General features: G+C 33.9%; 20 protein-coding genes. 11 read left to right on the top strand and 9 right to left on the bottom strand.

Annotation, left to right across the window (positions count from 1 at the left end):
• Positions 1-30: 30 nt before the first annotated feature.
• From CHB80_RS15255 to CHB80_RS15275, 5 genes are all read left to right on the top strand, one after another.
• Complete coding sequence (locus CHB80_RS15255) at positions 31-900, top strand: DUF2911 domain-containing protein (RefSeq protein ID WP_089372365.1); 870 nt, start codon at positions 31-33, stop codon at positions 898-900.
• A gap of 610 nt (positions 901-1,510) precedes the next feature.
• Complete coding sequence (locus tag CHB80_RS15260) at positions 1,511-4,822, top strand: amidohydrolase family protein (protein WP_089372366.1); 3,312 nt, start codon at positions 1,511-1,513, stop codon at positions 4,820-4,822.
• A 704-nt stretch (positions 4,823-5,526) separates the two neighbouring features.
• Positions 5,527-5,916 (top strand): nuclear transport factor 2 family protein, encoded by a 390-nt coding sequence (locus tag CHB80_RS15265; protein ID WP_089372367.1) that lies wholly within the window; start codon positions 5,527-5,529, stop codon positions 5,914-5,916.
• A 231-nt stretch (positions 5,917-6,147) separates the two neighbouring features.
• Positions 6,148-7,674: a S10 family peptidase gene (locus tag CHB80_RS15270; protein WP_089372368.1), complete on the top strand. Its 1,527-nt coding sequence runs from the start codon at positions 6,148-6,150 to the stop codon at positions 7,672-7,674.
• Between the two features lie 165 nt (positions 7,675-7,839).
• A complete protein-coding gene (locus CHB80_RS15275) occupies positions 7,840-8,856 on the top strand; it encodes a pirin family protein (protein ID WP_089372369.1) in 1,017 nt (338 codons plus the stop codon).
• A 75-nt stretch (positions 8,857-8,931) separates the two neighbouring features.
• Here the strand turns inward: CHB80_RS15275 and CHB80_RS15280 are convergent, their stop codons facing one another.
• Positions 8,932-9,840, bottom strand: a complete 909-nt coding sequence (locus CHB80_RS15280) for a M57 family metalloprotease (RefSeq protein WP_089372370.1) — start codon at positions 9,838-9,840, stop codon at positions 8,932-8,934.
• A 300-nt stretch (positions 9,841-10,140) separates the two neighbouring features.
• Positions 10,141-10,779: an LON peptidase substrate-binding domain-containing protein gene (locus CHB80_RS15285; RefSeq protein WP_089372371.1), complete on the bottom strand. Its 639-nt coding sequence runs from the start codon at positions 10,777-10,779 to the stop codon at positions 10,141-10,143.
• A 147-nt stretch (positions 10,780-10,926) separates the two neighbouring features.
• Here CHB80_RS15285 and lysA point away from each other — a divergent pair, with 147 nt between their 5' ends.
• From lysA to CHB80_RS15305, 4 genes are all read left to right on the top strand, one after another.
• On the top strand, positions 10,927-12,150 hold the full coding sequence (gene lysA / locus CHB80_RS15290) for a diaminopimelate decarboxylase (protein WP_089372372.1): 1,224 nt from the start codon (positions 10,927-10,929) through the stop codon (positions 12,148-12,150).
• A gap of 61 nt (positions 12,151-12,211) precedes the next feature.
• On the top strand, positions 12,212-13,009 hold the full coding sequence (locus tag CHB80_RS15295; protein ID WP_179218186.1) for a M23 family metallopeptidase: 798 nt from the start codon (positions 12,212-12,214) through the stop codon (positions 13,007-13,009).
• Positions 13,010-13,047: 38 nt separating this feature from the next.
• Complete coding sequence (locus CHB80_RS15300) at positions 13,048-14,184, top strand: serine hydrolase (RefSeq protein WP_089372374.1); 1,137 nt, start codon at positions 13,048-13,050, stop codon at positions 14,182-14,184.
• Positions 14,185-14,252: 68 nt separating this feature from the next.
• Positions 14,253-14,819, top strand: coding sequence for a PhnA domain-containing protein (locus CHB80_RS15305; protein ID WP_089372375.1), 567 nt, complete (start codon positions 14,253-14,255; stop codon positions 14,817-14,819).
• Here the strand turns inward: CHB80_RS15305 and CHB80_RS15310 are convergent.
• A complete protein-coding gene (locus CHB80_RS15310; RefSeq protein WP_089372376.1) occupies positions 14,816-15,802 on the bottom strand; it encodes a T9SS type A sorting domain-containing protein in 987 nt (328 codons plus the stop codon). The two genes, CHB80_RS15305 and CHB80_RS15310, sit on opposite strands and share 4 nt — an antisense overlap.
• 452 nt (positions 15,803-16,254) lie before the next feature.
• Here CHB80_RS15310 and CHB80_RS15315 point away from each other — a divergent pair, with 452 nt between their 5' ends.
• A complete protein-coding gene (locus CHB80_RS15315) occupies positions 16,255-17,205 on the top strand; it encodes a T9SS type A sorting domain-containing protein (protein ID WP_089372377.1) in 951 nt (316 codons plus the stop codon).
• A 394-nt stretch (positions 17,206-17,599) separates the two neighbouring features.
• Here CHB80_RS15315 and CHB80_RS15320 read toward each other — a convergent pair whose 3' ends face one another.
• The 6 genes from CHB80_RS15320 to CHB80_RS15345 form a co-directional block, all read right to left on the bottom strand.
• Positions 17,600-18,508, bottom strand: a complete 909-nt coding sequence (locus CHB80_RS15320; protein ID WP_089372378.1) for a M57 family metalloprotease — start codon at positions 18,506-18,508, stop codon at positions 17,600-17,602.
• 291 nt (positions 18,509-18,799) lie between these two features.
• Positions 18,800-21,058, bottom strand: a complete 2,259-nt coding sequence (locus tag CHB80_RS15325) for an aminotransferase class III-fold pyridoxal phosphate-dependent enzyme (RefSeq protein ID WP_089372379.1) — start codon at positions 21,056-21,058, stop codon at positions 18,800-18,802.
• 33 nt (positions 21,059-21,091) lie between these two features.
• On the bottom strand, positions 21,092-21,949 hold the full coding sequence (locus CHB80_RS15330; RefSeq protein WP_089372380.1) for a M43 family zinc metalloprotease: 858 nt from the start codon (positions 21,947-21,949) through the stop codon (positions 21,092-21,094).
• A gap of 121 nt (positions 21,950-22,070) precedes the next feature.
• Positions 22,071-22,541, bottom strand: coding sequence for a RidA family protein (locus tag CHB80_RS15335; protein WP_089372381.1), 471 nt, complete (start codon positions 22,539-22,541; stop codon positions 22,071-22,073).
• A gap of 33 nt (positions 22,542-22,574) precedes the next feature.
• Entirely contained in the window at positions 22,575-23,375 is an 801-nt protein-coding gene (locus tag CHB80_RS15340; protein ID WP_179218187.1) for a Rid family hydrolase, read from the bottom strand.
• Between the two features lie 269 nt (positions 23,376-23,644).
• Positions 23,645-24,061, bottom strand: a complete 417-nt coding sequence (locus CHB80_RS15345; RefSeq protein WP_089372383.1) for a VOC family protein — start codon at positions 24,059-24,061, stop codon at positions 23,645-23,647.
• 167 nt (positions 24,062-24,228) lie between these two features.
• Between CHB80_RS15345 and CHB80_RS15350 the strand changes: the two genes are divergently transcribed.
• Positions 24,229-24,639 carry an Lrp/AsnC family transcriptional regulator gene (locus tag CHB80_RS15350; protein WP_089372384.1) on the top strand — a complete coding sequence of 137 codons (411 nt, stop codon included), beginning with the start codon at positions 24,229-24,231 and terminating at the stop codon, positions 24,637-24,639.
• Positions 24,640-24,693: the final 54 nt, after the last annotated feature.

Here is a 24,693-nt window from a genome sequence, read left to right on the forward strand (position 1 = left end):
TGAATTTGTCTATTCTTTAAAAAAACACTCATGAATACCATCAAAACTCTTGTATGCAGCATACTATGTGTTGTATCAATGACCAGTACTGCGCAAATCACAAAACCAAGTTTAAGTCCCAAAATTGTGACCAAACAGCAGGTAGGATTGGCTAATTTCACCCTAGAATACGGGCAACCAAACAAACAAGGAAGAACCATATTTGGCGGATTAATTCCATATAACAAACTATGGCGTACAGGTGCTAATGCCTCTACAAAGATTACAGTAGATACTGGTGTTACGTTTGCTGGCCATCCAGTTCCTGCAGGTACTTATGGATTGTATAGTGTTCCTACAGATAAAGAATGGACGATCATTTTAAGTAACAATAGTAAACGTTGGGGTGCTGGTGGATATGATACATCGGAAGATTTGGTACGTTTTAAAGTTCCTTCTATTTCTTTAGAAGATACCTTGGAAACTTTTACCATCCATTTTGAAAACTTCAATACCAATGGTGGTGATTTGATCATTGCATGGGAAAATACAAAAGTAAAAATCCCTGTATATGTCGATTCTGACAAAGCCATTTTTTCAGAAATAGAAGCCAAAATCACTAACGCTACAGGCGAGATTACAGCGGCTACATATTTTGATGCTGCGCAGTTTTATTATCTTAAAGGAAAAGATCTAGATAAAGCCGTTACCTGGTTTGATAAAGCCATCGAATTGCGTCCGGGTGCGTTTTGGTATGTGTACTATAGAGCTGAATTGGCACTACAACTTAACGATACTAAAACAGCAAAAGCATACGCAACACGATGTCTAGAAGATGCTAAAAAAAGTACTGCGAGTGATTTTGGATATATCGCAAAAGCAACCTTATTACTAGAGAGGATAGAAGGCGCTGGGAAGTAGTTTATGACATTCTGAATTTATTTCAGAATCGCACCTGTTGTTTATCAGTGTCATGAGAAGCTAAAGCCAGTTCAGCTTGACGTAAGATTCGTTTATTAAACTGAGCATGTCAAGTCATTTCGACAAAGCGTAGCGTCGAGAAATCCCACAAGTGGCTCTATTCAATTTCCACTTCTAAGAACTTACTGTTATGTGATTTCTCGTCACTCGTTCCTCGCTCTGTCGAAATGACGGTTCTTTTGTCATTCTGAATTTATTTCAGAATCGCATTCTACTATTTATCAGCATTATAAGAATTTGAAACAAGTACAATACATGCAAGTTCAGCTTGACGTATTATGTATTCGTTTGTCAAACTGAGCCTGTCGAAGTTTTATACTTTTTAGTTATAAGAGCCCTTCGACAAGCTCAGGGTGACATTCAAAAAACTGCATCTTTTTAAAGATCATAGCACAAATCCCCTTAACACCTCTTTAACATTCCTACCCTACCCAATTCCGTACCTTAGAAACCTAGTAGTTCCTAATTAAAAAAATGAAATACCATCCATCATTTCTTCCTTTGGGAGAAATAGGAATGAGGGATTTGTATCTCAAGTAAAGCAACCATAATGACCAAAAAACTCATCATTGCATGTATTGCGTTAGCACTTGCCATTCCGGCAACGGCCCAAAAGAAAAAGAAGAAAAACAAAAAAGATAAAGACGAAAAAGAAGCCAAATGGGATGTCGCCAATCCCGGAGCTGGTTTTAACTACAAACCCCATTCCTTTACTACAGATGAAGGGACTTGGATGAATCTAGATGTCAGTCCTGATGGAAAAACCATTGTGTTTGACCTCATGGGAGATATTTATACCATGCCTATTACAGGAGGAAATGCCAAAGCACTCCGTACAGGAATTCCCTTTGAAGTTCAACCTCGATTCTCTCCAGACGGAACGAAAATCTCTTTTACAAGTGATGCTGGTGGTGGTGATAATATTTGGATGATGGATGCAGATGGTAGTAATGCCAAACAAGTCACTAAAGAAAAATTTCGACTCCTAAATAATGCCACTTGGACAGCCGATGGACAATATCTCATTGCACGTAAACATTTTACCTCTGGACGCTCACTCGGTGCTGGAGAGATGTGGCAATATCATCATACAGGTGGTAGTGGTTTACAACTCACCAAACGTAAAAACGATCAGCAGGATGTGAATGAACCTTCCGTATCTCCTGATGGGAAATATTTATACTATAGTGAAGATGTGTATCCAGGCGGATTCTTCCAATACAACAAAGATCCAAACAAGCAGATTTATGTGATTCAACGCTATCATTTTGAGGATGGGAAAATCCAAACCCTCACCAATGGTCCGGGAGGTGCTGCGCGCCCTACCGTATCACCAGATGGGAAGTTATTAGCATTCATCAAGCGTGTTCGTACCAAATCGGTATTGTATATTCATGATTTAACTACTGGTGAAGAATGGCCTGTGTATGATGCTTTAAATAAAGATCAGCAGGAGGCTTGGGCGATTTTTGGCGTGTATCCCAATTTTGATTGGATGCCTAATAACGAAGAACTCGTGTTCTGGTCAGGTGGAAAAATCAATAAAGTAAATATCAAAAACTACAATCATAACGTAATTCCATTTACAGCAGATGTAACACTTCAAATTGCAGAAACGGTGCATTTTAAATCACCTGTTGCTCCTGAGGAATTTGATGTGAAAGTGATCAGACATGCCACTACGTCTCCTGATGGAAAAACAGTAGTGTTTAGTGCGCTTGGGAAATTATACAAAAAAGCCTTACCGAATGGAACACCACAACGTATCACGACTCAAAACGACGATTTTGAGTTTGAGCCTTCTTTTTCGGCAGATGGACAACGATTAATTTATGTAACGTGGAATGATGAAAACTACGGAAGCATCCGCACGATTTCTATCAATGGTGGGACCTCACAGAAGCTTACGACAGAAAAAGGGATTTATAGGACTCCCGCTTTCGCGAAAGCGTATAATACCATCATCTATCGTAAAGAGTCACGCAACACAGATCAAGGATTGGCATTTGCTAAAAAACCAGGAATTTATACCTTGACGCAAGGACAACAGCCGAAACTCATTACGCAAAACGGAGAATACCCTATGTACAGTGCTGATGGGAAGCGTATCTTTTTACAGACAGGAGGTACCTATTTTGGAAATCTTACCAAGAGTTTGATTTCTGTAAATCTTGAAGGAAAAGATGAGCGTACACACGTAACATCAAAATATGCCAACAGATTAGTGCCGAGTCCAGATAACAAATGGATTGCCTATACCAATCTTCACAAGGCTTTTGTTGCGCCTTTAGTGATGAATGGACAGAAAATTGATTTGGATAACAATTCAAAATATGTTCCGGTATCTCAAATTGCAAAAGATGCAGGAATCAACTTGCATTGGTCACCAAACAGCCAGAAAGTAATGTGGACTTTAGGGGATCAGTATTTCTCTAACGAACTCAAAAACAGATTTACATTCCTACCGGGATCACCAGAGAAAGTACCCGAAATGGATGTGACGGGAATTCCTATTTCGCTTAAAGCGAAAACAGATAAACCTTCTGGTGTTACTGCATTTACAAATGCACGTATTATCACCATGGAAGGAGATGAAGTGATTGAAAACGGAACGATTGTCATTACAGATAATAAAATCACAGCCATTGGTCAGAATGTAACGATTCCTACAGGTGCAAAAACAATTGATGTCTCTGGAAAAACCATCATGCCAGGAATGGTAGATGCGCATGCACACGTAGGTGCTTTCCGTTATGGATTACCTTCTCAAAAACATTGGCCATTTTATGCTAATCTTGCGTTTGGAGTGACAACCTCACATGACCCAAGTGCGAATACAGAGACTATTTTCACGCTAAGTGAATTATTAAAAAGCGGGGATATGGTAGGGCCTCGCCTCTACTCTACGGGTTTTATCCTCTATGGAGCTGATGGTGATTTTAAAGCTGTAATTAATAATATAGACGATGCCCGATCGGCAATACGTCGTACGAAAGCTTTTGGCGCAAAATCAGTAAAGAGTTACAATCAACCACGACGTGAGCAACGTCAACAAGTAATGCAAGCGGCTCGCGAATTAGGAATTAATGTAGTACCGGAAGGTGGATCTACATTCTATACCAATATGACTATGATTATGGACGGACATACAGGGGTAGAACATAATATTCCTGTAGCGCCTGTGTATAAAGACGTATTGGAATTATGGAGTGCAAGTAATACCGGATACACTCCTACACTGATTGTAAATTATGGTGGTGTAAATGGAGAATTCTATTTCTATCAAAATGATCAGGTGTGGGAGAATGAAAAGCTTTTAAAATATACACCGCGTACGTTGGTAGATTCAAGAGCGCGTCACCGTACGATGATTCCTGATGAGGAATATAAAAACGGTCATATCTTAACGTCTGAAACGGTAACGGCTTTAGCTAATAAAGGTGTGAAAGTGAATATGGGAGCACATGGTCAATTACAAGGATTGGGAGCGCATTGGGAAACTTGGATGTTACAACAAGGTGGAATGACCAATTTACAAGCATTACAAGCCGCTACAATTAACGGTGCTGAGTATATCGGCGCTGGTGATGAAATTGGTTCGCTGAAAGTAGGTAAACTTGCCGATTTGATCATCATTGATGGGAATCCTCTTGAAAATATTAGAGATACAGAACAGGTAACGCATACGATGGTGAATGGTCGTTTATATGACACATCAACGATGAATGAAGTGGGAAATACCGCAAAGAATCGTGGAGAATTCTGGTGGGAAAATACCAAGCAAAGCGAAGCATTCCCTTGGCATGAGCAGAGTAATAGCTTTACTATTCCTGGGTGCGGATGTCATGTAGGGCATCAGTAAAAGTACGAACGACGAAGTTGGAAGTACGAAGGTTGAAATGAAAAAGTTCAAATAGCATCCATGGTGGTGGTGTATTCAAAATGATTTGTAGCTTTTGGTACAAATCAGTTTTGAATCTTCCGTTACTATAAAGTTAAAGGCATCAGTAAAGGTACGAATGACGAAGTTGGAAGTACGAAGGTTGAAATGAAAAAAGTTCAAATAGCATCCCCGGTGGTGGTGTATTCAAAATGATTTGTAGCTTTTGGTACAAATCAGTTTTGAATCTTCCGTTACTATAAAGTTAAAGGCATCAGTAAAAGTACGAACGACGAAGTTGGAAGTACGAAGGTTGAAATGAAAAAAGTTCAAATAGCATCCCCGGTGGTGGTGTATTATAATGATTTTGTAATTTTTTCTACAAAATCATTATAATCTTCCGTTACTATAAAAAATATATGATTTGTAGCTTTTGGTACAAATCAGTTTTGAATCTTCCGTTATTATAATGCTAAAAGCATCAGTAAAAGGAGGAAGTACAAGGTTTGAAGTACGAATCATGAAGTAAAAAACTTCTCTCCTAAGAAGGCGCTGCACTGAGCCTAGCCGAAGTTAGAGATTGAGGGAGGTGTGAAAAATAGCTATTGGCTATTAGTGTTAGCTTTTAAAACTTGAACTTAAAATAATGCAATACGTATTTCTGAATCATCATAAAATAGTGAGACATGAGTAATGTAGATAAACAAAAACTAGAGGTTATCAAAAGTTATATGACTGCATATAACAGTTTTGATGTGGAAGGAATGCTAAAGAACCTGTCTCCAAATGTTACATTTAAAAATAGTACTAATGAGGTTGTTGACTTAGTTACAAATGGAATTGATGAATTTAAAGCACAAGCAGAAAAAGCAACATCATATTTCAGTAATAGAGAGCAAAAAATAATAAATACTATACAAGAGAATGGTATTATAACAATTGATATTGATTATACTGGAACGCTAGCTATTGATTTACCTAATGGATTAAAAGAAGGAACTATACTTGAAATGCAAGGAAAATCAATCTTTAGATTCGTAGGATTACAGATCATTGAGATTAATGATTTTAGTTAAATATGTTGGAAAAATAAAAAAATACCATGATGTAGGAGACTGAGTGATTTTATTTCGCCGAAAGGCAGAAAGAAAATAGTATCGAAGTCCAATTTTATAACTATAAAAATAGAGTACTAATCTAAAATAGAATAATACTCTATTTTAGAATAACCATATAATAATGAGATTCTGCTTTCGCGAAAGCAATAACAAGACCTCCGTCTTCGCGGAGTTGAAAAATAAATAACCATGAAGAAAACACTATCCTTATTTGTATTAGTTAGTCTTTTATGCATGACGTCCTATGCACAAGACAAGATGATGTCTAAAGAAATGATGTCACAACAAGTGCGCGTTCCAGTAGATGAAACGGTGGTCACTAATCACACAACAACCATCAAAGGAAAAACAATTCCTTATAGTGCTACGGCAGGTTTTCAACCTGTATGGGATGACGAAGGAAATCCTGTAGCTTCACTATTGTATACCTATTACAAACGTAGCGATATCAAGAATGATGAAAACAGGCCTTTAGTGATCTCTTTTAATGGGGGTCCAGGATCTGCTTCGGTATGGATGCATATTGCATATACAGGTCCTCGCATTTTAAAAATAGATGATGAAGGGTTTCCTGTACAACCTTATGGCATAAAAAGTAATCCAAACTCTATTTTAGATGTTGCCGATATTGTTTTTGTAAATCCTGTAAATACAGGCTATAGTCGTATGCTACCTGGAAAGGATGGGAAGATGCCAGACAAAAAAATGTTCTTTGGAGTAAATGCAGATATCAAATATCTCGCTGACTGGGTAAATACATTCGTTACAAGAGTAAATCGTTGGCGTTCGCCAAAATATCTTATTGGAGAAAGCTATGGTACAACTCGTGTTTCTGGGCTTGCTGCTGCACTTCAAAACAGAAAATGGATGTATATCAATGGAGTAATTTTAGTATCTCCTACCGAAATTGGATTTGAATTTGATGGTCCTGTAGAAGTGGCAAATCGTCTTCCCTATTTTACAGCTGCTGCATGGTACCACAAAGCCTTACCACCAGCTTTACAAAGTAAAGATCTCACAGAAGTACTTGCCGAAAGTGAAGCCTATGCGGTAAATGAGTTACTTCCTGTAATGGTTAATACGGGATTTATAGATCCAGCTAGAAAAGACGCAGTAATCAAAAAAATGGCGTATTATTCTGGATTGTCAGAACGTACCATAAGACAACATAACTTAGAGGTTCCTAAAGCGTATTTCTGGAAAGATCTTTTGAGAGATCGCGACGGACTTACCATAGGTCGTTTAGATTCACGTTATAAAGGACTTGACGTAAAAGAGGCTGGTGATCGTCCGGACTATAATAGCGAACTCACCGCTTGGTTACATGCCTTTACACCGGCTATTAATTATTATTATCAGCAAGAACTTGACCTTAAAACAGATTTGAGTTATAATATGTTTGGTCCTGTGCGTCCTTGGGATCGTACTAATAACAATACGGGAGCTAGTTTAAGAGAAGCAATGGGGGTTAATAAAAATCTACACGTTATGATTCAAAGTGGTTATTTTGATGGTGCAACTACCTACTTTAATGCAAAGTATGTGATGTGGCAACTTAATGCTTCAGGAAAGCTTTCTGATCGCCTTAGTTTTAAAGGATATCGTAGCGGACATATGATGTATTTACGTAATGAAGATTTGATTCAGGCAAATGAAGATATACGTGATTTTATTCAAAAATCTTCTGCAAATATTAGCCAGGGAGCTCGCTACTAAGACTGTAAAAAAGATATACTAAATACGACTAATCTGGAGTGTTTATGGGTACGCTTTCGCGAAAGCGTATACAGGAATGATATCAAGAGCTAATAACATGAGATACTCACCTTCGTGGGTATTGAATTAAATGAGATTTCCGCCTTCGCGGAAATTTAAAAGAATATGAAAGCAATAAAAAAGATTAGACAATTAGGTGCGCAATGGGAAACACAAGATCCCTTTTTATTTTGTGCGTATCATTTAGACAACTACCCGAAAGGAAATGAAACTTTAGGTCCTGATGCTTCGCTTGCTGGACGTAACATAGGCATGGATTTTCACGGAAAAGATGGTTGGAATATGTACCATGGCACTACGGTTCCAGGTTTTCCTGCACATCCACATAGAGGATTTGAAACGATTACCGTTGTAGAAAAAGGACTCGCAGATCATAGCGATTCTTTAGGAGCGGCAGGTCGTTTTGGAGAAGGAGATGTACAATGGATGACCGCTGGAAAAGGAGTGCAACATAGTGAGATGTTTCCATTATTAAATCAAGAGGGAGAAAATCCGTTGTTACTATTTCAATTATGGCTAAATCTTCCTAGAGCTAGTAAAATGGTAGAACCACATTATAAAATGTTATGGAATGAAGATATTCCTATTGTGACACATCAAGATGAGGAAGGTCATGATATCCGTGTGAAAGTGATTGCAGGTTCTTATCAAGGCACAGAAGCACTGTCTCCTGCTCCAGATAGCTGGGCAGCTCAAAAAGAAAATGGTGTCGAGATTTGGTTAGTCACACTTGCGTCTAATGCAACATGGTCTGTTCCCAAAGGAGCAGCAGGACTTAATAGAACGCTCTATTTTTATGAAGGTCACGAAATAATAACTGAAGGATATCAAATTCCAAAAGAACACGGACTTGATCTTATTTCTGATGAAGAAATCACACTTCAAAATGGTAATCAGACTGGATCTTTCTTATTTATTCAAGGAAAACCTATTGGAGAGCCTGTGGCAAAACAAGGGCCATTTGTGATGAATAGTTATGAGGAAATAAATGAAGCTATTCAAGAGTATCGCCAAACAGAGTTTGGAGGTTGGCCATGGCCTAGTCATGATCATACGCACGATAGAGAAAAAGGGAGATTTGCTACTCATGCAGATGGCACCGAAGAAATAAAAAATGTATAAAAAAACGCTTCCTTTTCAGGAAGCGTTTCCATTTAAACTAAATAAATTATTTCAATTTAAAATAAACTGACTTTTTTAATACATATTACGAAGTGCCGTAATATCATTGTTGTTAAACTCTCCGTCTTCACTAGAGCTAAAACAAGCTTGCATTACTGAAGTTACATCTCTTCCAGTTGGTGTTCCTGCAACATGTACAGCACCATCAGAACCAGATCCTTCATTTCCTTGAGAAGAGGTTGGACAGCTTAAACGGTCAAACCAATCTGAGTGACGGAAACCAACTGCATGTCCAATCTCATGAGTAATTACATGCTCATTTACATTTGTAGAGAATCCATCAAGATTATATATCTGTATAAATTTATGTGGACGTCCTGCGCTTGTTGGGAATCCAGCTACACCTCCAGAACCACTATTATTAGTAGAGTTGTCATATACAACCATATCTGCAGCGTTAAAATTTGTACCATACGTTAAATTAAACTGTAATGTTACTCCACTTAAACGGTTGTAGTTGTTTACAGCCCATTGTAGTGCCGTTTGCCCTCTGTTAGAAAGTCCAAACTGATCATTTCCTGTGTACCCTAAAATATCAATAGTACGATTATTTCCAGTTACTAAATTAAATGTACGATACTGACGACTTTGTGCATCTATAGCTTGCATCGCATTTAATTCTGCCTCTGTAACAACAATATCATCTCCGATATAAATACGTTGCTCAATAGTTCCATCTGGTAAATGGAAATCACCTTTAGTAACAGCACCAGCATCTATATCTAAATTATTGATAAGGTCTAGTACTTTTTGGTCGGTAACAGGCTCTCTAGTGGTGACATCAGAGTTTACAATATCTGCTGCAGAAACTTCAGTTACAAGATTTGCATCATCTTCAATAGTAACTTCGTCACGTTCACAACTTGAGAACAATAACATCGTTCCTGCCATTAAAAGAAAAACTGATTTAAGATTTGTCTTCATTTTGATAAATATTTTGATTAGTAATGGTATAAATATACTAACAAAATGCTAAAACAATGAGGATTATTTAAAAAATTAACATAAATTATATTAAAATTTACGGTAAAACCATAAAAAAGACTGTTTTTAAGGTTTTTCCTTAAAGCGATTTTACAAGTAAATAAATGAATATTAAGTTGCTTACTGGCAACTATATGGAAGGGTTGTATTTAATATACGCTAGAAAAAGAAAAATAGATCATCAAAAAAAATATTTTTTTTTAAACGAACATTTTATAGGATATGTCAGTTAGGTACGACCTAGAGATTTTCAAAATCTAATGGATCAAAATTTTTAAAATGACCATTCATTTTTATAACTTCTTTTGTCCTATTTACAGATCGTATGGTTGGTAATACTATAGTAAGGTGTTGAATCAAATACTCATATCGTTCTTTTTCTGAAGAGATTTGGAGTAATTCATATTCTTGTGTTATAGTAAGTCCCATTTTATGAGATAATGTATACGAAGTTATTGTTTCCGGATCAACCACTGGAGTTGGTATCTCTAATTCTTTATAGAATGAGGTAAGTAACTGTACGAATTGTTTTCTTAATGCTTCAGTACCGTCTTTGATCTCATTATAAAATTGTACGGTACCGCCAGCATATAATCTATCATCCAATCTATTATAAAAATCGACCAATTTAAAAACACGAATTCCTTTACAAATAATATCACTTGCTCCTGTGGGATACCGCTTCACAACTTTTAGCAGTTCCATCTCTGTGCCATATTCAAGGCGTTTATTAATATAAGTAGGTATTCCAAATGTCACTTTTTCTTCTTCACAATCCTCTAGTAGTTGTTGATACCGTAGTTCAAAAATATGAAGCGGAAGCTCTTCTCCAGGAAAGGCAACTAATTCAAGAGGAAACATAGGCAATGTAGCGATCATTTCTTGTGGTTTTTATATGAAATTTACAAAAGAAGCTTATAATTGTTATCGAAATCCTAAATTTTAACCTTCTTGTTGAACTTTTTATGTTTTAGGCATTGTCCATTAAGAATAGTCTACTAATTTCGTAGGCAAAAAAATGTTGTTATGACAAACAAAGATCTTTTACGAGTAGTTCAGGAACATGACAGTCCTGTATATGTGTATAATGCCGAAACTATTACTAGGCAATATAAACGTTTGACTTCTGCTTTTAAAAAGGTCAAACAATTACGATTAAACTATGCTGTAAAGGCGTTAAGCAACATTTCTGTCTTGCAACACATACATGGTTTAGGGGCAGGATTGGATACTGTTTCTATACAAGAAGTACGTCTTGGTTTAGCATCTGGATGCCCAGCAGATCGTATTATTTTTACCCCTAATGGAGTCTCTCTAGAAGAGATTGAATCTGTGTCAAAAATGGGGGTTCAAATCAATATTGACAATTTATCAATACTTGAACAATTTGGAACCAAATATCCTAATATTCCAGTATGTATTCGTATAAATCCGCATGTGATGGCTGGAGGAAATACTAATATTTCTGTAGGACATATTGATAGTAAATTTGGTATTAGTATTCATCAAGTACCTCATATTTTACGTATTGTCGAGAATACCAATATGAACATTAATGGTATTCATATGCACACGGGAAGTGATATCCTAGATATTGATGTATTCTTATATGCTTCTGAAATTCTTTTTGACACAGCAAAAAACTTTCCAAATTTAGATTTTATAGATTTTGGTAGTGGTTTTAAAGTACCCTACAAGACTGGTGATATTGAGACCAACATAGAAGAGTTAGGTGATAAATTGGGAACGCGTTTTAACGCTTTCGCGAAAGCGTATGGAAAACCTTTAACATTAACCTTTGAGCCTGGAAAATTTCTAGTAAGTGAAGCAGGGAAATTCTTGGTAAATGTAAATGTGGTTAAGCAAACCACCTCAACCGTTTTTGCGCAAGTAGATAGTGGTTTTAACCATTTAATACGCCCAATGCTCTACGGAAGTCGTCATGAAATTCATAACATTAGCAATCCAAATGGCCGTGAACGCTTTTATAGTGTGGTAGGATACATTTGTGAGACAGATACATTTGCAAATAATAGACGTATTGCTGAGATAAGTGAAGGTGATATTCTTGCTTTTAGTAACGCAGGGGCTTATTGTTTTACAATGGCTAGTAACTATAATAGTCGCTACCGCCCTGCTGAAGTACTCTGGAAGGATGGAGAAGCGCATTTAATACGTAAACGAGAAACTTTTGAAGACCTTCTACATAATCAAATTCCATTAAAGGAACTTGCAGAGGTCACCCAATAAATAACACATCGTATAAACGTAACAAAGCGTATATTAGTTCGTCTTTTAAAAAATGACTCGTATGCGCTTTGTTATAATATTATGCTTATTTCCACTTTATTGCTTTGGGCAAATACAATTAGACTTCACCAAAGAATATAAAGAAGATTCTCTTTACCTAGGAATTAAAAACAATTCTATTATTCCAATTTGGTATAAAGAATTAAAAAGAGATACTATTGATTATAGTACACATCGCTATAAGCTTGCAGTCATGCAACCTAAGGACTCTCTATTTCCTATTGCCATTATTCCAATAAATGCTATAAAGGATACATCTGATATTGCTATCAAAGATTTCATTAATTATAGACTTGTGAAAGCAAATCCTGATGCAGTTCACGATGATTCATTTTTGTATGAGTTACCCTATGCAAAAGGAGCCCAATATGAGGTTATTCAGACATTTGGAAATTCGTTTAGTCATAACAAACCTACATCAAGATATGCCGTAGATTTTAAAATGCCAATTGGTACTCCCCTATTTGCAATAAGAGGAGGTATTGTAATGGGTGTCGTAGAAAAATATAAAGAACATGGTGGTGAAGACTTTATAGATAAAGGCAATAATATTCTCATCTTGCATGATGATGGCACCTATGCACAATATTCACATTTAGATTATAATGGCGCCGATGTAGAGATAGGTGACGTTGTAGAACAAGGAGATTATATAGGAAAATCTGGACATACTGGTTATTCTACAAGGCCACATCTGCATCTTGTCATTAAAAATGGTGATGGTATTTCCCTTCCATTTTATTTTAAAGTACGTCCAAAGAAAAAACTTAAAAACGGAAAGAAATACATAAGAAGGTAAATAGGTACATTGCATTTTAAAAATTAGTATTTTTAAGAATGCGTATTTCTCTTTTTATGCTCATTGCTAGTAGTTTATTTTTAGGTTCTTGTACGACACCTATAGACACTGTTTTAGAATCATCAGATCATCCAGCTATACAAAAAGTAATGGATAGCTTGGAAAACCATGAGATTCAAATCCTATATACACAGATAGATACTACAGATAAAGGTCTTATTGAGTTTACAGATTATACATTTCAAGAAAATAGAAAGCAATATTTCTATCCAGCTAGTACTGTCAAACTTCCTATTGCATTACTTGCTGCAGAATATGTAAATGAGCACCCTGAACTTCATTTAGACACACCATATATTTCTACTAGAGACTCTATATTACATAGTGTTGCAGACGATATACGGCAAATTTTCGCCGTGAGCGATAATGAAGCATATAATAGATTATATGATATGTTAGGGAGAGATTATATAAACAAACGTCTTAAAGAACTAGACCTCTCCCCTACACGTATTGCACATCGTCTTTCTACAGGTAATGCAGCTATTCCTGAAAGAGGTACTATCAAGTTTTTCCCGTCTTATGAAGGAGAAGTTGTTGCCTTAAAAGGGCTCACTGACCAACCTATTAAGAACGTATCTATTAAAAATCAACAGAAAGGAAAAGGATATATAAAGGATGGAAATCTGATTCAAACACCTTTTGACTTTACAGAGAAGAATTATTTTCCTCTCAAATCACAACACACATTGATGAAACGTTTCTTTTTTGAAGATCAATTTGATCCAGATGAACGTTTTGATATCTCCTATACCGATAAAGTACGTATTCAAAAATCAATGTATACGCTTCCGCGAAATGCAAAGTATGATGCTGAGACATATGATGATAGTTATGTAAAGTTCTTTATGTATGGAGATTCTAAAGATACAATTCCTGATCATATCAAAATATATAATAAAGTAGGGTATGCCTATGGCACTCTTACTGAAACTGCTTATGTCGTTGATGAAAAAGAAGAAATACAGTTTTTACTTTCTGCAACCATACTTGTAAATGAGAATGGTATTTTTAATGATGACACCTATGAATATGATACTATAGGCATTCCATTTTTAGCGCAATTAGGTAGAGAAATTTATGATTTAGAGAAAAGTAGAAAACAAGAAAAATGAGTGCTTTCGGTAAAGAGTTTAATTCCACTTTTTTTTGTTTCTTCGCGATCAGAACAACCTAAGGCACTATGAGTAATTTAAGAGAACTCCAAAAAAGAAGTACTGTATGTGAATTATGCGCTAGCGATGAAGGACTACAAGCGTATACAGTGACTCCAAAAGAAGCACAAATTCTTATCTGTGCTAATTGCGTTGGTCAAATAGAAGACTCAGAAACAATAGACTCCAATCACTGGAGGTGTCTTAATGATAGTATGTGGAGTGAAGTAGATACTGTAAAGGTTATTGCTTGGCGTATGCTACATCGTCTTAAAAAAGAAGGGTGGCCACAGGACTTACTAGATATGATGTATCTAGAAGAAGATGTCCAATCATGGGCAGAGGCTACAGGAGATCATATTGAAGAAGATGAGAACACCATTATCCATAAAGATTCCAATGGTGCACGCCTGTCACATGGTGATAGTGTCGTTCTTATAAAAGATCTAGATGTTAAGGGTGCTAACTTTACTGCAAAACGAGGTGCTTTTATGCGTAATATTACACTCGTACACGATAATGCTGAGCATATTGAAGGTAAAATCAATGGTCAACAAGTGGTGATTGTTACTAAGTATGTAAAAAAGAGTAATTAGTTCTTTATTATTTTATGAGTTTTGCCATTCAACTTTAAAAAGTATACACCTACTGATAAGCTGGAAATATCAATTTTAGTATCTTCAAGCCTAATGTAAGATGTATAATCCTGACCAAATATCGTATACAATTTAATGTCTTGAACTATTAATCCATTTGTTTCGATTTGAATGTATGTACTACTTGGATTTGGATATACTTTCAAATTTTCTGATTCAAAATTTTCGACACTCAACGCAGAGTCAAATGGATATAGATCAAAACCAATAGCATCAAAATAACTTAACCTGTTTGGAATTGTTTGAGTAATGGTATTATAATCTTGACTGGAAATCACATCAGCACGATACCTGGCAGCCAACCATGTCAAAAAACTCTCAGCTATATCTTCTGTGGTTGGGTTTGCTTCCGCATAGGTAGAAATAAATTCATCATCTAAATTTTGAGCACTTATCCATCCGTTAGATGCTGCATGTGTTGCATCTAGTGATGTATGACTAGCCTCATGTATTAATGTTTCTTCAAGGATTCCATCGTTTTCATATAGAACAGTTTGTCCAGTATGAATGAGTATAGAATTATTTCCTCCTCCAAAAAGTTCTGTTCCTTGATGAATCCATATTTCATCTACATCTACTCTCAAAGCTGTAGGTAATTGTCCAATTAAAAATGCATATTTTTCTGCTTCAATAGTAGCATTATCGACACTACCAAACTCACTATTAACTTGAGCAACACTTGTTAATCCATCATCCCAAACAACATCAAACAAAAAAGCATTCACGGTTACCCAATCGTTTACTCTTCTATCAAACATCACCACAACATCTTGTCCTATATATGTAGTACTTAAAATTGCAGAGGGATCTTCTGAAGTAATAATATCTGGATCAAAAAAAATAGTCCCATTATAAGGTGCTTGAGCCTTTAAGCAATTCGTAGAGATTACTATTAGAAAAAATATAAGTAGTTGTCTTACCATTTTATTAAATTATAGATATGAATAAAGGTAATTTATCCTTTAATAAAATGGAAAATGATATATGCTCATTTCTCTTAAAATAAAATGGATATAACGGTATTATGTATAATAAAAAATTGAATGTACTTTTCAAAGTAATTTACCTCACGATCATGCGTGTAACAAATTCTGTACAATAAATAGTCAAAATATCTATTGTATCTATTATACTTTTAGCATGTTATTTTCATTTTAATTGAAATCATAGTTTTTTAAGTAAAAAACCTCTTTTTCAATTGTTCTATATGAATTATTCCGCATAAACACTTTCACGACAGTAAATTTCTTATCTAATTTTGATTACATAGTATACTATATGTTTTTAAAAAATAATTTCTAGGCTTACAATTCTAAAACTAAAAAATCAAAGAGCCTAACAATCATTTATAATATCCTACAAATAAACTACAATTATGAAAAAAATTACACTTTTGGCATCTTTAACTGCCTTAACAGCATTTGGACAACAACCAACAACAGCATCTGAGTACGTACAAATAAATTTAGACAATACGCAATTACAGACAACTTCGATTAGATCTCACACTAGTGCTTCTAGATTTCAGACAGAAAATATAACATTATTTGAAACTAGAGAAGCATTTTTAGACAACTGTGCTGATGGTGAATTTCTAACTTTTGAGGATTTTGAAGGGTTTACAGGAGGTCCAGATGACTCTGTAGAAGCATGCAGTACTATAATTGATTCTTCTGGAGATAATTGTTTCCTTGAAGGAGAAATACAAGAAGGAGTTTCTTTTACTAGCAGTGCTGGCAATATGGTATTTTTTAATGAGGGATCATTTGGAGTAGAAAACCCAGGTGTAGGTGCAGATGTTTTCTCATCATTCACTATTATAAACTTTACTGCAGCTAGTTCTATTACTAGTGTAGGTTTTGATTTATACTCTCCTTTAGGAGATGGAGGACCTATTGAAGCTAGAGTATTTGGAGAAACTGGACTTATAGAAGCGGTTACCTTTGATGTTGGATCTACTGCATTTTTTGTAGGTATTGTTGCAGATGAACCGATTGTACAAATAGAATTAGAAAATCCTGAAGGTGTCATTATAGAGCTTGTTACTCAATTCTATTTTGGAAATTGTGAAGCTCTTAATATAGAAGAAAATACTTTTGGAAATTTTAATTTCTTTCCTAATCCAACTCAAAATGAAGTAACGATTAGTTCAACAATAGCAGTAGAAAAGATTTCCATCTATAACCTTTTAGGACAAAAGGTTAAATCACAAACGGTTAATTCAACCACCTCAAATATAGATGTTTCTAATTTAAAAACAGGAGTTTACATTCTTGAAGTGACTTCAAATGGCCAAATAGGTGCATTTAAAATGATTAAAGAATAATCATAGAAATTATTGATTCTTAAAAAAAAGAATTATTAAGGAAATAAAAATTATTTCAATATAAAAAGTGACTATCTAGACTTTTAGATAGTCACTTTTTATTTGAATACATACTTATTATTATTCTAACATATTTATTTTAAAGAGGAATCGTTTAAACAAAAATAAACTGACACCAAAATAAGTGTAAACTAATAGTTATAGAATAGTAACTTTTAATGACTTATTATTTATAGATTAGTGTAACTACAAAGTATACTGCCTGATATTATAATTCTAATATTGATCCCTAAGTTCAATAATTGTTTTAACGCTTTCGCGAAAGCATATACAAAAAACGCTTCCTTAATAGCAGAAAGCGTTTTATTATAACTTTTAAAAATACTAAACTGGCCTAGTAAATATTTCTAAGTGCGGTAATATCATTCCCATTAAACTCTCCATCAGTACCAGCTCTAACACACGCATTCATTACAGATGTAAAATCATTTCCAGTTGGTGTTCCTGAAATATGTACAGCACCATCAGATCCTGAACCTTCATTTCCTCTAAGAGGTCCCACTGGACAACTAATTCTATTAAAGAAGTCTGTATGTCTAAAGCCTACTGAATGCCCTATTTCATGTGCAATTACATGCTCTATGGTATTTAAAGGTGCATTTCCTATACCAAATATTTGTACCCACTTAAATGCACGTCCTGAGCTATCTGGAAAACCAGCTACACCACCTGATTCACCAGGTCTATTTGCTGTTATATCATACACTACCATATCTGCTGCTTGAAAATTAGATCCATACGTTAGATTAAATTGTAATGACACACCACTTAATCTATTATAATTATCAACTGCCCATTGCAATGCTGTTCTTTCATTATTATTAAGCGAAAATTGATCATTATTTACATATCCTAAAATATCAATAGTTCGATTATTACCTGTTACTAAGTTAAAAGTTCGATATTGACGACTTTGATCTTCTATAAACTGCATTGCTTGTAATTCAGCTTCAGTAATAGTAATATCATGACCAATGTAAATACGTTGTTCTACAGTCCCATCCGGTAAATGGAAATCTCCTTTTGTTACATCGCCTGAATCGATTTCAAGAGTTCTAATAAGGTCTAGTATTTTTTGATCTGTTACGGGTTCTTGAGGTATGAATTTGTCTACTACTTCTTGTGAAGATTCTGTTACAAGATTTGCATCTTCTTCAATAGAAATTTCATCTTGCTCACAGCTAAATAAAAAGAATGTAACACCTGTCAATAAAAGAAAAATTGATTTTAAATTTGTTTTCATTTTAATAAAGTTTTGATTAGTAAAAAATTAAGTTTATTAAAACTACATACTCTTAAATTTTTCTTAAAATAGAATCTTTGGTTTTTGTTCTATTTTAAAATTGAAACAAGTTTTTAATTATGAAAATAAAATCGATTTAACATTTTTAATTAATAATTGTTAATAAATCTAAAAAAAACATGTATGATTACTTATAATTTAACCATTTAAAACACCACTAAATAAAAGAGGATTGGGAATAGCAAAATCACACAATTCATTCAAGATAAACTAATTAACAATCTTCAAAAACTATGAGAGTAATATTTCATCTAGGACATGTATGACTGCATCTACATTTTCTTTGGTAAAACATAACGGAGGTTTTGATTTTAATACATTATTGTAAGGACCGTCCGTACTTATTAAAATGCCTTGATCACGTAATGTATTCTTAATCTCACTTGCTAATTCTGTGTTTGGTTTTGTTGTATTCTCAAATACAATTTCAATACCTAAAAACAATCCTGATCCTCGTACATCCCCTATACATTTATGCTTTTTTTGTAATTCTTCAATACAATTTTTATAATATGTTCCTACTTCTTTTGCATTTTCTTGTAACCCTTCTTCTTCTATGACATCTAAGACAGCTGTTCCTATAGCACAAGAAACGGGATTTCCTCCAAATGAACTAAAAAACTCTACTCCAGTGGCAAAAGATGCCGCAATTTCATCTGTACAGATTACAGCACCCATCGGGTGACCATTTGCAATAGGCTTTCCCATAATCACAATGTCTGGTACTACCGCTTGTGCTTCATATCCCCAAAAATGGTTTCCTAAACGTCCAAATCCTGTTTGCACCTCATCACTTATACAAACGCCTCCTTGCGCTCTAATAGCCTTATAAACTGGTTTTAAATAGCCCTTTGCTAAAGGAATCTGCCCAGCACAACCTACAATAGGTTCACATACAAAAGCAGCTATCATATTATCTGATTCTTCTATTTGATGTATGGCTTCTTCTGCATATCGCTCACCTACATTTTTAACTGCATTTGTATATTTTCCATTATACACATTGGGAATTTGCGTTTTAATAATGTATTCTTTCTGACCTTGCCCTTTTGGGTTATTAAATTTATAATCACTAATATCAATAGAGGCTTGCGTATTCCCATGATAACCAGATTCCATCACCATGATTTTTTCGCGTTTTGTATGTGCCTTTGCTAATCGAATAGCAAGATCACTCGCAGCGCTTCCAGAGTTTACAAGAAATACTTTATTTAAAGATGTAGGGAATTTAGCAGCTAATCGTTCTGCATATTGAGAAAGCCCATCATAAAGGTATCTTGTATTTGTATTTAGGGTAGCCATTTGTTTTTGACCAGCTATTACTACGTTAGGATGTGAATGCCCTACATGCGGAATATTATTATAGGCATCTAAAAAAGTGTTCCCATAGGCATCATACATATATTGAAAAGCGGATTTCACCATGTATATGGGTTTGTTATAGCTAACTGATACTATAGAACTTATGTGTTTATTTCGGTGAGCTAACACCTCACTACTCGTTAACACTTCTTTTATTGGAATTCCTATCGCTTTTCTAAATTCATTTTCAGCATAGATGGGGTTGATCTCTAATAAATGGTATAGCATTTGCCATGCATACTTCTCACTTACAGAAGCATAGGCGTTGTCTGGGTTTACTATTTTTGAATGTGCAGAATTACATACACTTATGCATAATCTTGAAGCAATGAGATAATATAAAACGGCTACTTCAATTTCTTGAATAGGTAATATATGATGATAGCTTTCTAGAACATAACAAGCCCATTGTATAGGATCGTCTTTATCATAACATGCATAGGTAATAGCAACAGCCAATTCATTGATAAGATAGGAATAGGCTACGTCACCAAAATCAATAATACCAGACACCTCGTTCTTTTGTACTAACACATTCCATTCATTAGCATCATTATGAATGATCTGTTTTCTTAATTTTTGAGAGAGAGGCCTCACATTCACTTCATATTGCTGAAAAAAATAATTTACAAGACTTCGATCTTTAGCATTTGGAATGTCTTGTATGTATTTTGTATTTAAATCCAGAGATGCAATATCCCATTCCCATTTTCTTGATTTAATCGTATAATTTGAAAAATTTTGAAGTGATAGATTTAGTCTTGCTAGAAAAGTTCCAAGTGATCTATATACTGTTTCAGAAGGGTTTGCATCTCCTAAAAAATCACCTTCTAAAAAAGATAACATTCTACAGATATGATCTTTTCCATTAAGTTGCAGCACCTTTACATATGACGTGTCTTTAAAAGGTATAGGTTGTGGGTAGCTTTCATTATTAATAGACTGAAGATGTCCCAACAATGCGTTTTCTGCCAAGACAAAATGATATATTTCTTCTTCCTTAGGATACGTTTTAAAAATATATTTTCCTAGTTTGCTTTTAACCAGATAATTTGAATTATCATATCCATCCAATCTTACTATATCTACATCTTCTAATTCGAACTCATCATTGAGTACTTCTTCCATAACTATATCAAAACATTTCTTTCAAATATAAGATTATTGCAAGTAAGGCCTCTCGGTATTTAACACGTCTATCATTTTTTCTACTTGTCCATCAGAAAATCTACGTCTACATAGTAATCCATTAGTATCTGTTCCTGCCCATTGTGTCATAAAATTAAATGTATCTGGTGTGTACAAATCACCATTACTATCTGTTTCAGTACCCACATAATTACATGTAGGTTCATTTATATTAGAATCATTTAAATCTGGCGATGCTGGAGTATCACATATAAAGTCTCCAGCAGTTTCACAATTTGAACCATTAACGAGTTCTAAATTACCATTAGCATCTGTAAAATCATCACTTGTATGGTATAATCCAAAATAATGACCCACTTCATGAGTAAGTGTTGCGGTATTTTCAGTAACAAATGCAGAAGTACTCAACTTAACATTATTTCCTTGATCAGGAAACAATGCAGTAGCACCAAGTGTTCCTGTAATTACACCATTTACCCTATTCCCTATTTCATTAAAGTAGAAAATATTTAAACTATTTGGATCTTCAAAAGGTTCTAGAACACGTTGCTCTATAAAATCATCTTGTTTGACAAATTGTATATTCCATTCAGTATTATCAAGAAAATTTATTTCTTTTGTTATAAAACGTATACCCCAAGCGTTAAAATTAGTATTCAAATAACTCATCATAAGGGCTACTCTCTCATTATTTATTACTGCATTTCCTCCATTGTCATCTCTTGATATATGATGAACTACAGCTATTTCTATAAAATTACTTGTATCTTCCATCTCAATATCAGTAGACGCATTCGTGTCATCATTACAACTAGGAAATGATATCATTAATATTAATGATATTAGCATATATTTTTTAATTAGTTTCATGTTTTTTTTAAAAATAATTAGTAAAAAATTTCTTTTGAGTGTGTAATTTTTTTTAACTCCAAAGAATTTTATTAAAGTTTAATGTGAATATAATTTATGTGATTTATTATATACTGCCATACTATTTAGCAGCAATAGCCTCAATTTCTAACAACCAATCTTGATTATAGATTCCAGTTATTATGATAGTCATAGCTGGTTTTATTTTCAGGAGCTTTTGTTCTCTTAATTGGCCTATTGCATGTAGATATTTTCTGTCAGATACAAAAAACGTAACTTTAACGAGATTTTCCGAAGTCATATCTGCCTTTTTTAACTGAGCTTCAATGTTTGACCAGGCAACATCACATTGATCTTTAATATTATCAGGCACTTTATCGTCAATAGTAACTGGAACTTGTCCGCTTATAAATAATAATTCAGAATAATCAGATATTTTTACTGCTTCCGAGTAATTCCAATTAGTCCCACCTCCAATATTTTGCTTTTTTAAAGTTTTAACTTCAGAGGTTTGGCTAAAAATTAAATTAGGCAACATTATAAAAGCGACTATGAACACGTAAACACGATAAATTTTTGTGTTATTTTTCATCTTACTATACTAATTAATAATGAGGTATTTTTTTTATTTGATAAGTACTGCTGTTCCCGATAATTCAATCAATTTCTCCCTGCTATAAAGTGAAGAGATTCCAATAAATACATTTGGTGGCATTTTCATGTCTCCATAGAGTCTTTCTCTTACTCTAAAAAACATATCCAAATCTTTATCTGGATCATAATCAACAATATAAATTTTCATTTCTACCAAATCAGAAAAGGAAGCACCAGCTTGTGCTAACCGCTTTTCAATGGCTTTATAAGCTGTTTCAAGCTGTGCTTCTTTAGTATCTCCAGTACCTACTTGACCAGCTATGTATATGCTTTTAAAATTTTCATATTCTACAGAAACTACATTTGTTAATGCAGTAATTGGATCTATATATTCTTTTGTGATTTTTTCTTTTTTTGCAGAAAAAAAATAATTAGAAGGAACTGGTTGTAAAATATCTTCAAAATATTTTTCCCAAACACCATCTTTCAATCTTTCTCCATATTCATGAAATTCACCATTTTTTGTCTTCTCAAAAGTGAGTCGACCTTTAGCATTAAATTGAACTACAAATTTACCATCTACATAATACCCTTTTGACTTCTTATAACTTTCGGTTTTACTTGTAGGTTGATAATAATAACAACTATCTTCTAAATTATATGTTATAAGTGTATGAAGTTGAACAGCTGAAGAGGTTACATCTAAAGTAATCGCATTTCCATCTAAAATATAATTTACACTTTCGTTAACTTTAATTTTTGTGGTGTCGCTTTTTTTTAATGAATAAGAAGCACCAGACCAATTTCCAATTAAGAAAGATAGCTTAGCCATATGTTGTTTTTCGGTTTCTTGACTATATATTAAGCTAGTTAAAGTTTGAAATACTAAGAAAACTATTATCACGTTGGTTTTCATTAATCTATTTATCATAATATTTATAATTATATTCTTGGTTTGTGTATAAGTGTTATATAAAAGCTAGCTTACAAACTATATCTATCCTATAAATCACATAAGGTATATGCTATTAATATAATTAAGAAATAGAAAAGAGATTAGTAAATTAACAGCTTAAGCCTTTGATTTTAAATGAATTTAATTCAATTAGCAAAAATTTCTTTTGAGTACTTATAACTTTTAAACTCTAAAGGATTATCGCTAAAATCTAATACAAACATGGTTTGCTGTTCTCCACTTAATCCTTTATATCTATCTTGAGGTTTTATAATAAAATCTAAACCATTATTTTGTAATCGTTCTTTTATAATTTCAAAATCCTTATGTTCTAAAACACATCCAAAATGAGGGATAGGAACTTTAAGCTTTTCTACAAAACCACAAAAGTCTAATGGAGGTCTATTGTTGGATACGTGAGCTGAAAGTTGATGTCCAAAGAAATTAAAATCTACCCAATTTTCTGTTTCTCTTCCTTTTTCACATCCCAATATATCTTGATAAAACTGTATAGTGCTTTGGATGTCTTTTACCTTAAATGCAAAGTGAAATGCAGTTTTCATTATATGTATTTACGTTTAAATTATTAAATTTTCTATGTGTTCAGTTATCCAAATCTGAATATTTTAAAATTACATGTAGTATATTGCATATAGAAATTGATTCATTAGATTTATTTAATCTTGACAAATGAATCAACTTTAATTTAACAATTTAAGTATAAAAACAAATGATAGATTCTATTGACAACAAGCTTTTAGCTATTTTAAAAGATAATTCACGATTATCTTTTGCAGATCTTGGTAGAAAGATAAATTTATCACCTTCAGCGGTTCGTGAGCGAGTTCAAAAAATGGAGGATAATGAAGTGATTGAAAAGTATAGCATACAGATAAATCAACGAAAACTAGGGTACGACATTGAAGCTTTTATTCTTCTCAAGGTATTTCAAGGACAATTAAAACATGTTATTCAACAAGTAGCAACACTTCCAGAAGTAGTTGAAGCACATAGAATTACGGGAAGTCAAAATATTCATTTAAAAGTACTGCTTAAAAGTCAACTTGATCTTCAAAAGTTAATAGATAAATTAATGAATTTTGGCGATACCAATACATTTCTTATTCTATCAAAAATTTAATAGTAATCAAGTGTTGCTTCATACAATGGGAGTTCTCTTTTGTACGCTTTCGCG

Source organism: Dokdonia pacifica (genome assembly GCF_900188275.1).
Lineage (GTDB): Bacteria > Bacteroidota > Bacteroidia > Flavobacteriales > Flavobacteriaceae > Dokdonia > Dokdonia pacifica.

Bases quoted from the DNA above. Each gene is read 5' to 3' on its own strand.
- CHB80_RS15275 (WP_089372369.1), top strand. From the start codon at position 7,840: ATGAAAGCAATAAAAAAGATTAGACAATTAGGTGCGCAATGGGAAACA.
- CHB80_RS15315 (WP_089372377.1), top strand. From the start codon at position 16,255: ATGAAAAAAATTACACTTTTGGCATCTTTAACTGCCTTAACAGCATTT.
- CHB80_RS15255 (WP_089372365.1), top strand. From the start codon at position 31: ATGAATACCATCAAAACTCTTGTATGCAGCATACTATGTGTTGTATCA.
- CHB80_RS15300 (WP_089372374.1), top strand. From the start codon at position 13,048: ATGCGTATTTCTCTTTTTATGCTCATTGCTAGTAGTTTATTTTTAGGT.
- CHB80_RS15285 (WP_089372371.1), bottom strand. From the start codon at position 10,779: ATGATCGCTACATTGCCTATGTTTCCTCTTGAATTAGTTGCCTTTCCT.
- CHB80_RS15345 (WP_089372383.1), bottom strand. From the start codon at position 24,061: ATGAAAACTGCATTTCACTTTGCATTTAAGGTAAAAGACATCCAAAGC.
- CHB80_RS15320 (WP_089372378.1), bottom strand. From the start codon at position 18,508: ATGAAAACAAATTTAAAATCAATTTTTCTTTTATTGACAGGTGTTACA.
- CHB80_RS15265 (WP_089372367.1), top strand. From the start codon at position 5,527: ATGAGTAATGTAGATAAACAAAAACTAGAGGTTATCAAAAGTTATATG.
- CHB80_RS15335 (WP_089372381.1), bottom strand. From the start codon at position 22,541: ATGAAAAATAACACAAAAATTTATCGTGTTTACGTGTTCATAGTCGCT.
- lysA (WP_089372372.1), top strand. From the start codon at position 10,927: ATGACAAACAAAGATCTTTTACGAGTAGTTCAGGAACATGACAGTCCT.
- CHB80_RS15260 (WP_089372366.1), top strand. From the start codon at position 1,511: ATGACCAAAAAACTCATCATTGCATGTATTGCGTTAGCACTTGCCATT.
- CHB80_RS15340 (WP_179218187.1), bottom strand. From the start codon at position 23,375: ATGGCTAAGCTATCTTTCTTAATTGGAAATTGGTCTGGTGCTTCTTAT.
- CHB80_RS15305 (WP_089372375.1), top strand. From the start codon at position 14,253: ATGAGTAATTTAAGAGAACTCCAAAAAAGAAGTACTGTATGTGAATTA.
- CHB80_RS15295 (WP_179218186.1), top strand. From the start codon at position 12,212: ATGCGCTTTGTTATAATATTATGCTTATTTCCACTTTATTGCTTTGGG.
- CHB80_RS15310 (WP_089372376.1), bottom strand. From the start codon at position 15,802: ATGGTAAGACAACTACTTATATTTTTTCTAATAGTAATCTCTACGAAT.
- CHB80_RS15280 (WP_089372370.1), bottom strand. From the start codon at position 9,840: ATGAAGACAAATCTTAAATCAGTTTTTCTTTTAATGGCAGGAACGATG.
- CHB80_RS15330 (WP_089372380.1), bottom strand. From the start codon at position 21,949: ATGAAACTAATTAAAAAATATATGCTAATATCATTAATATTAATGATA.
- CHB80_RS15270 (WP_089372368.1), top strand. From the start codon at position 6,148: ATGAAGAAAACACTATCCTTATTTGTATTAGTTAGTCTTTTATGCATG.
- CHB80_RS15350 (WP_089372384.1), top strand. From the start codon at position 24,229: ATGATAGATTCTATTGACAACAAGCTTTTAGCTATTTTAAAAGATAAT.
- CHB80_RS15325 (WP_089372379.1), bottom strand. From the start codon at position 21,058: ATGGAAGAAGTACTCAATGATGAGTTCGAATTAGAAGATGTAGATATA.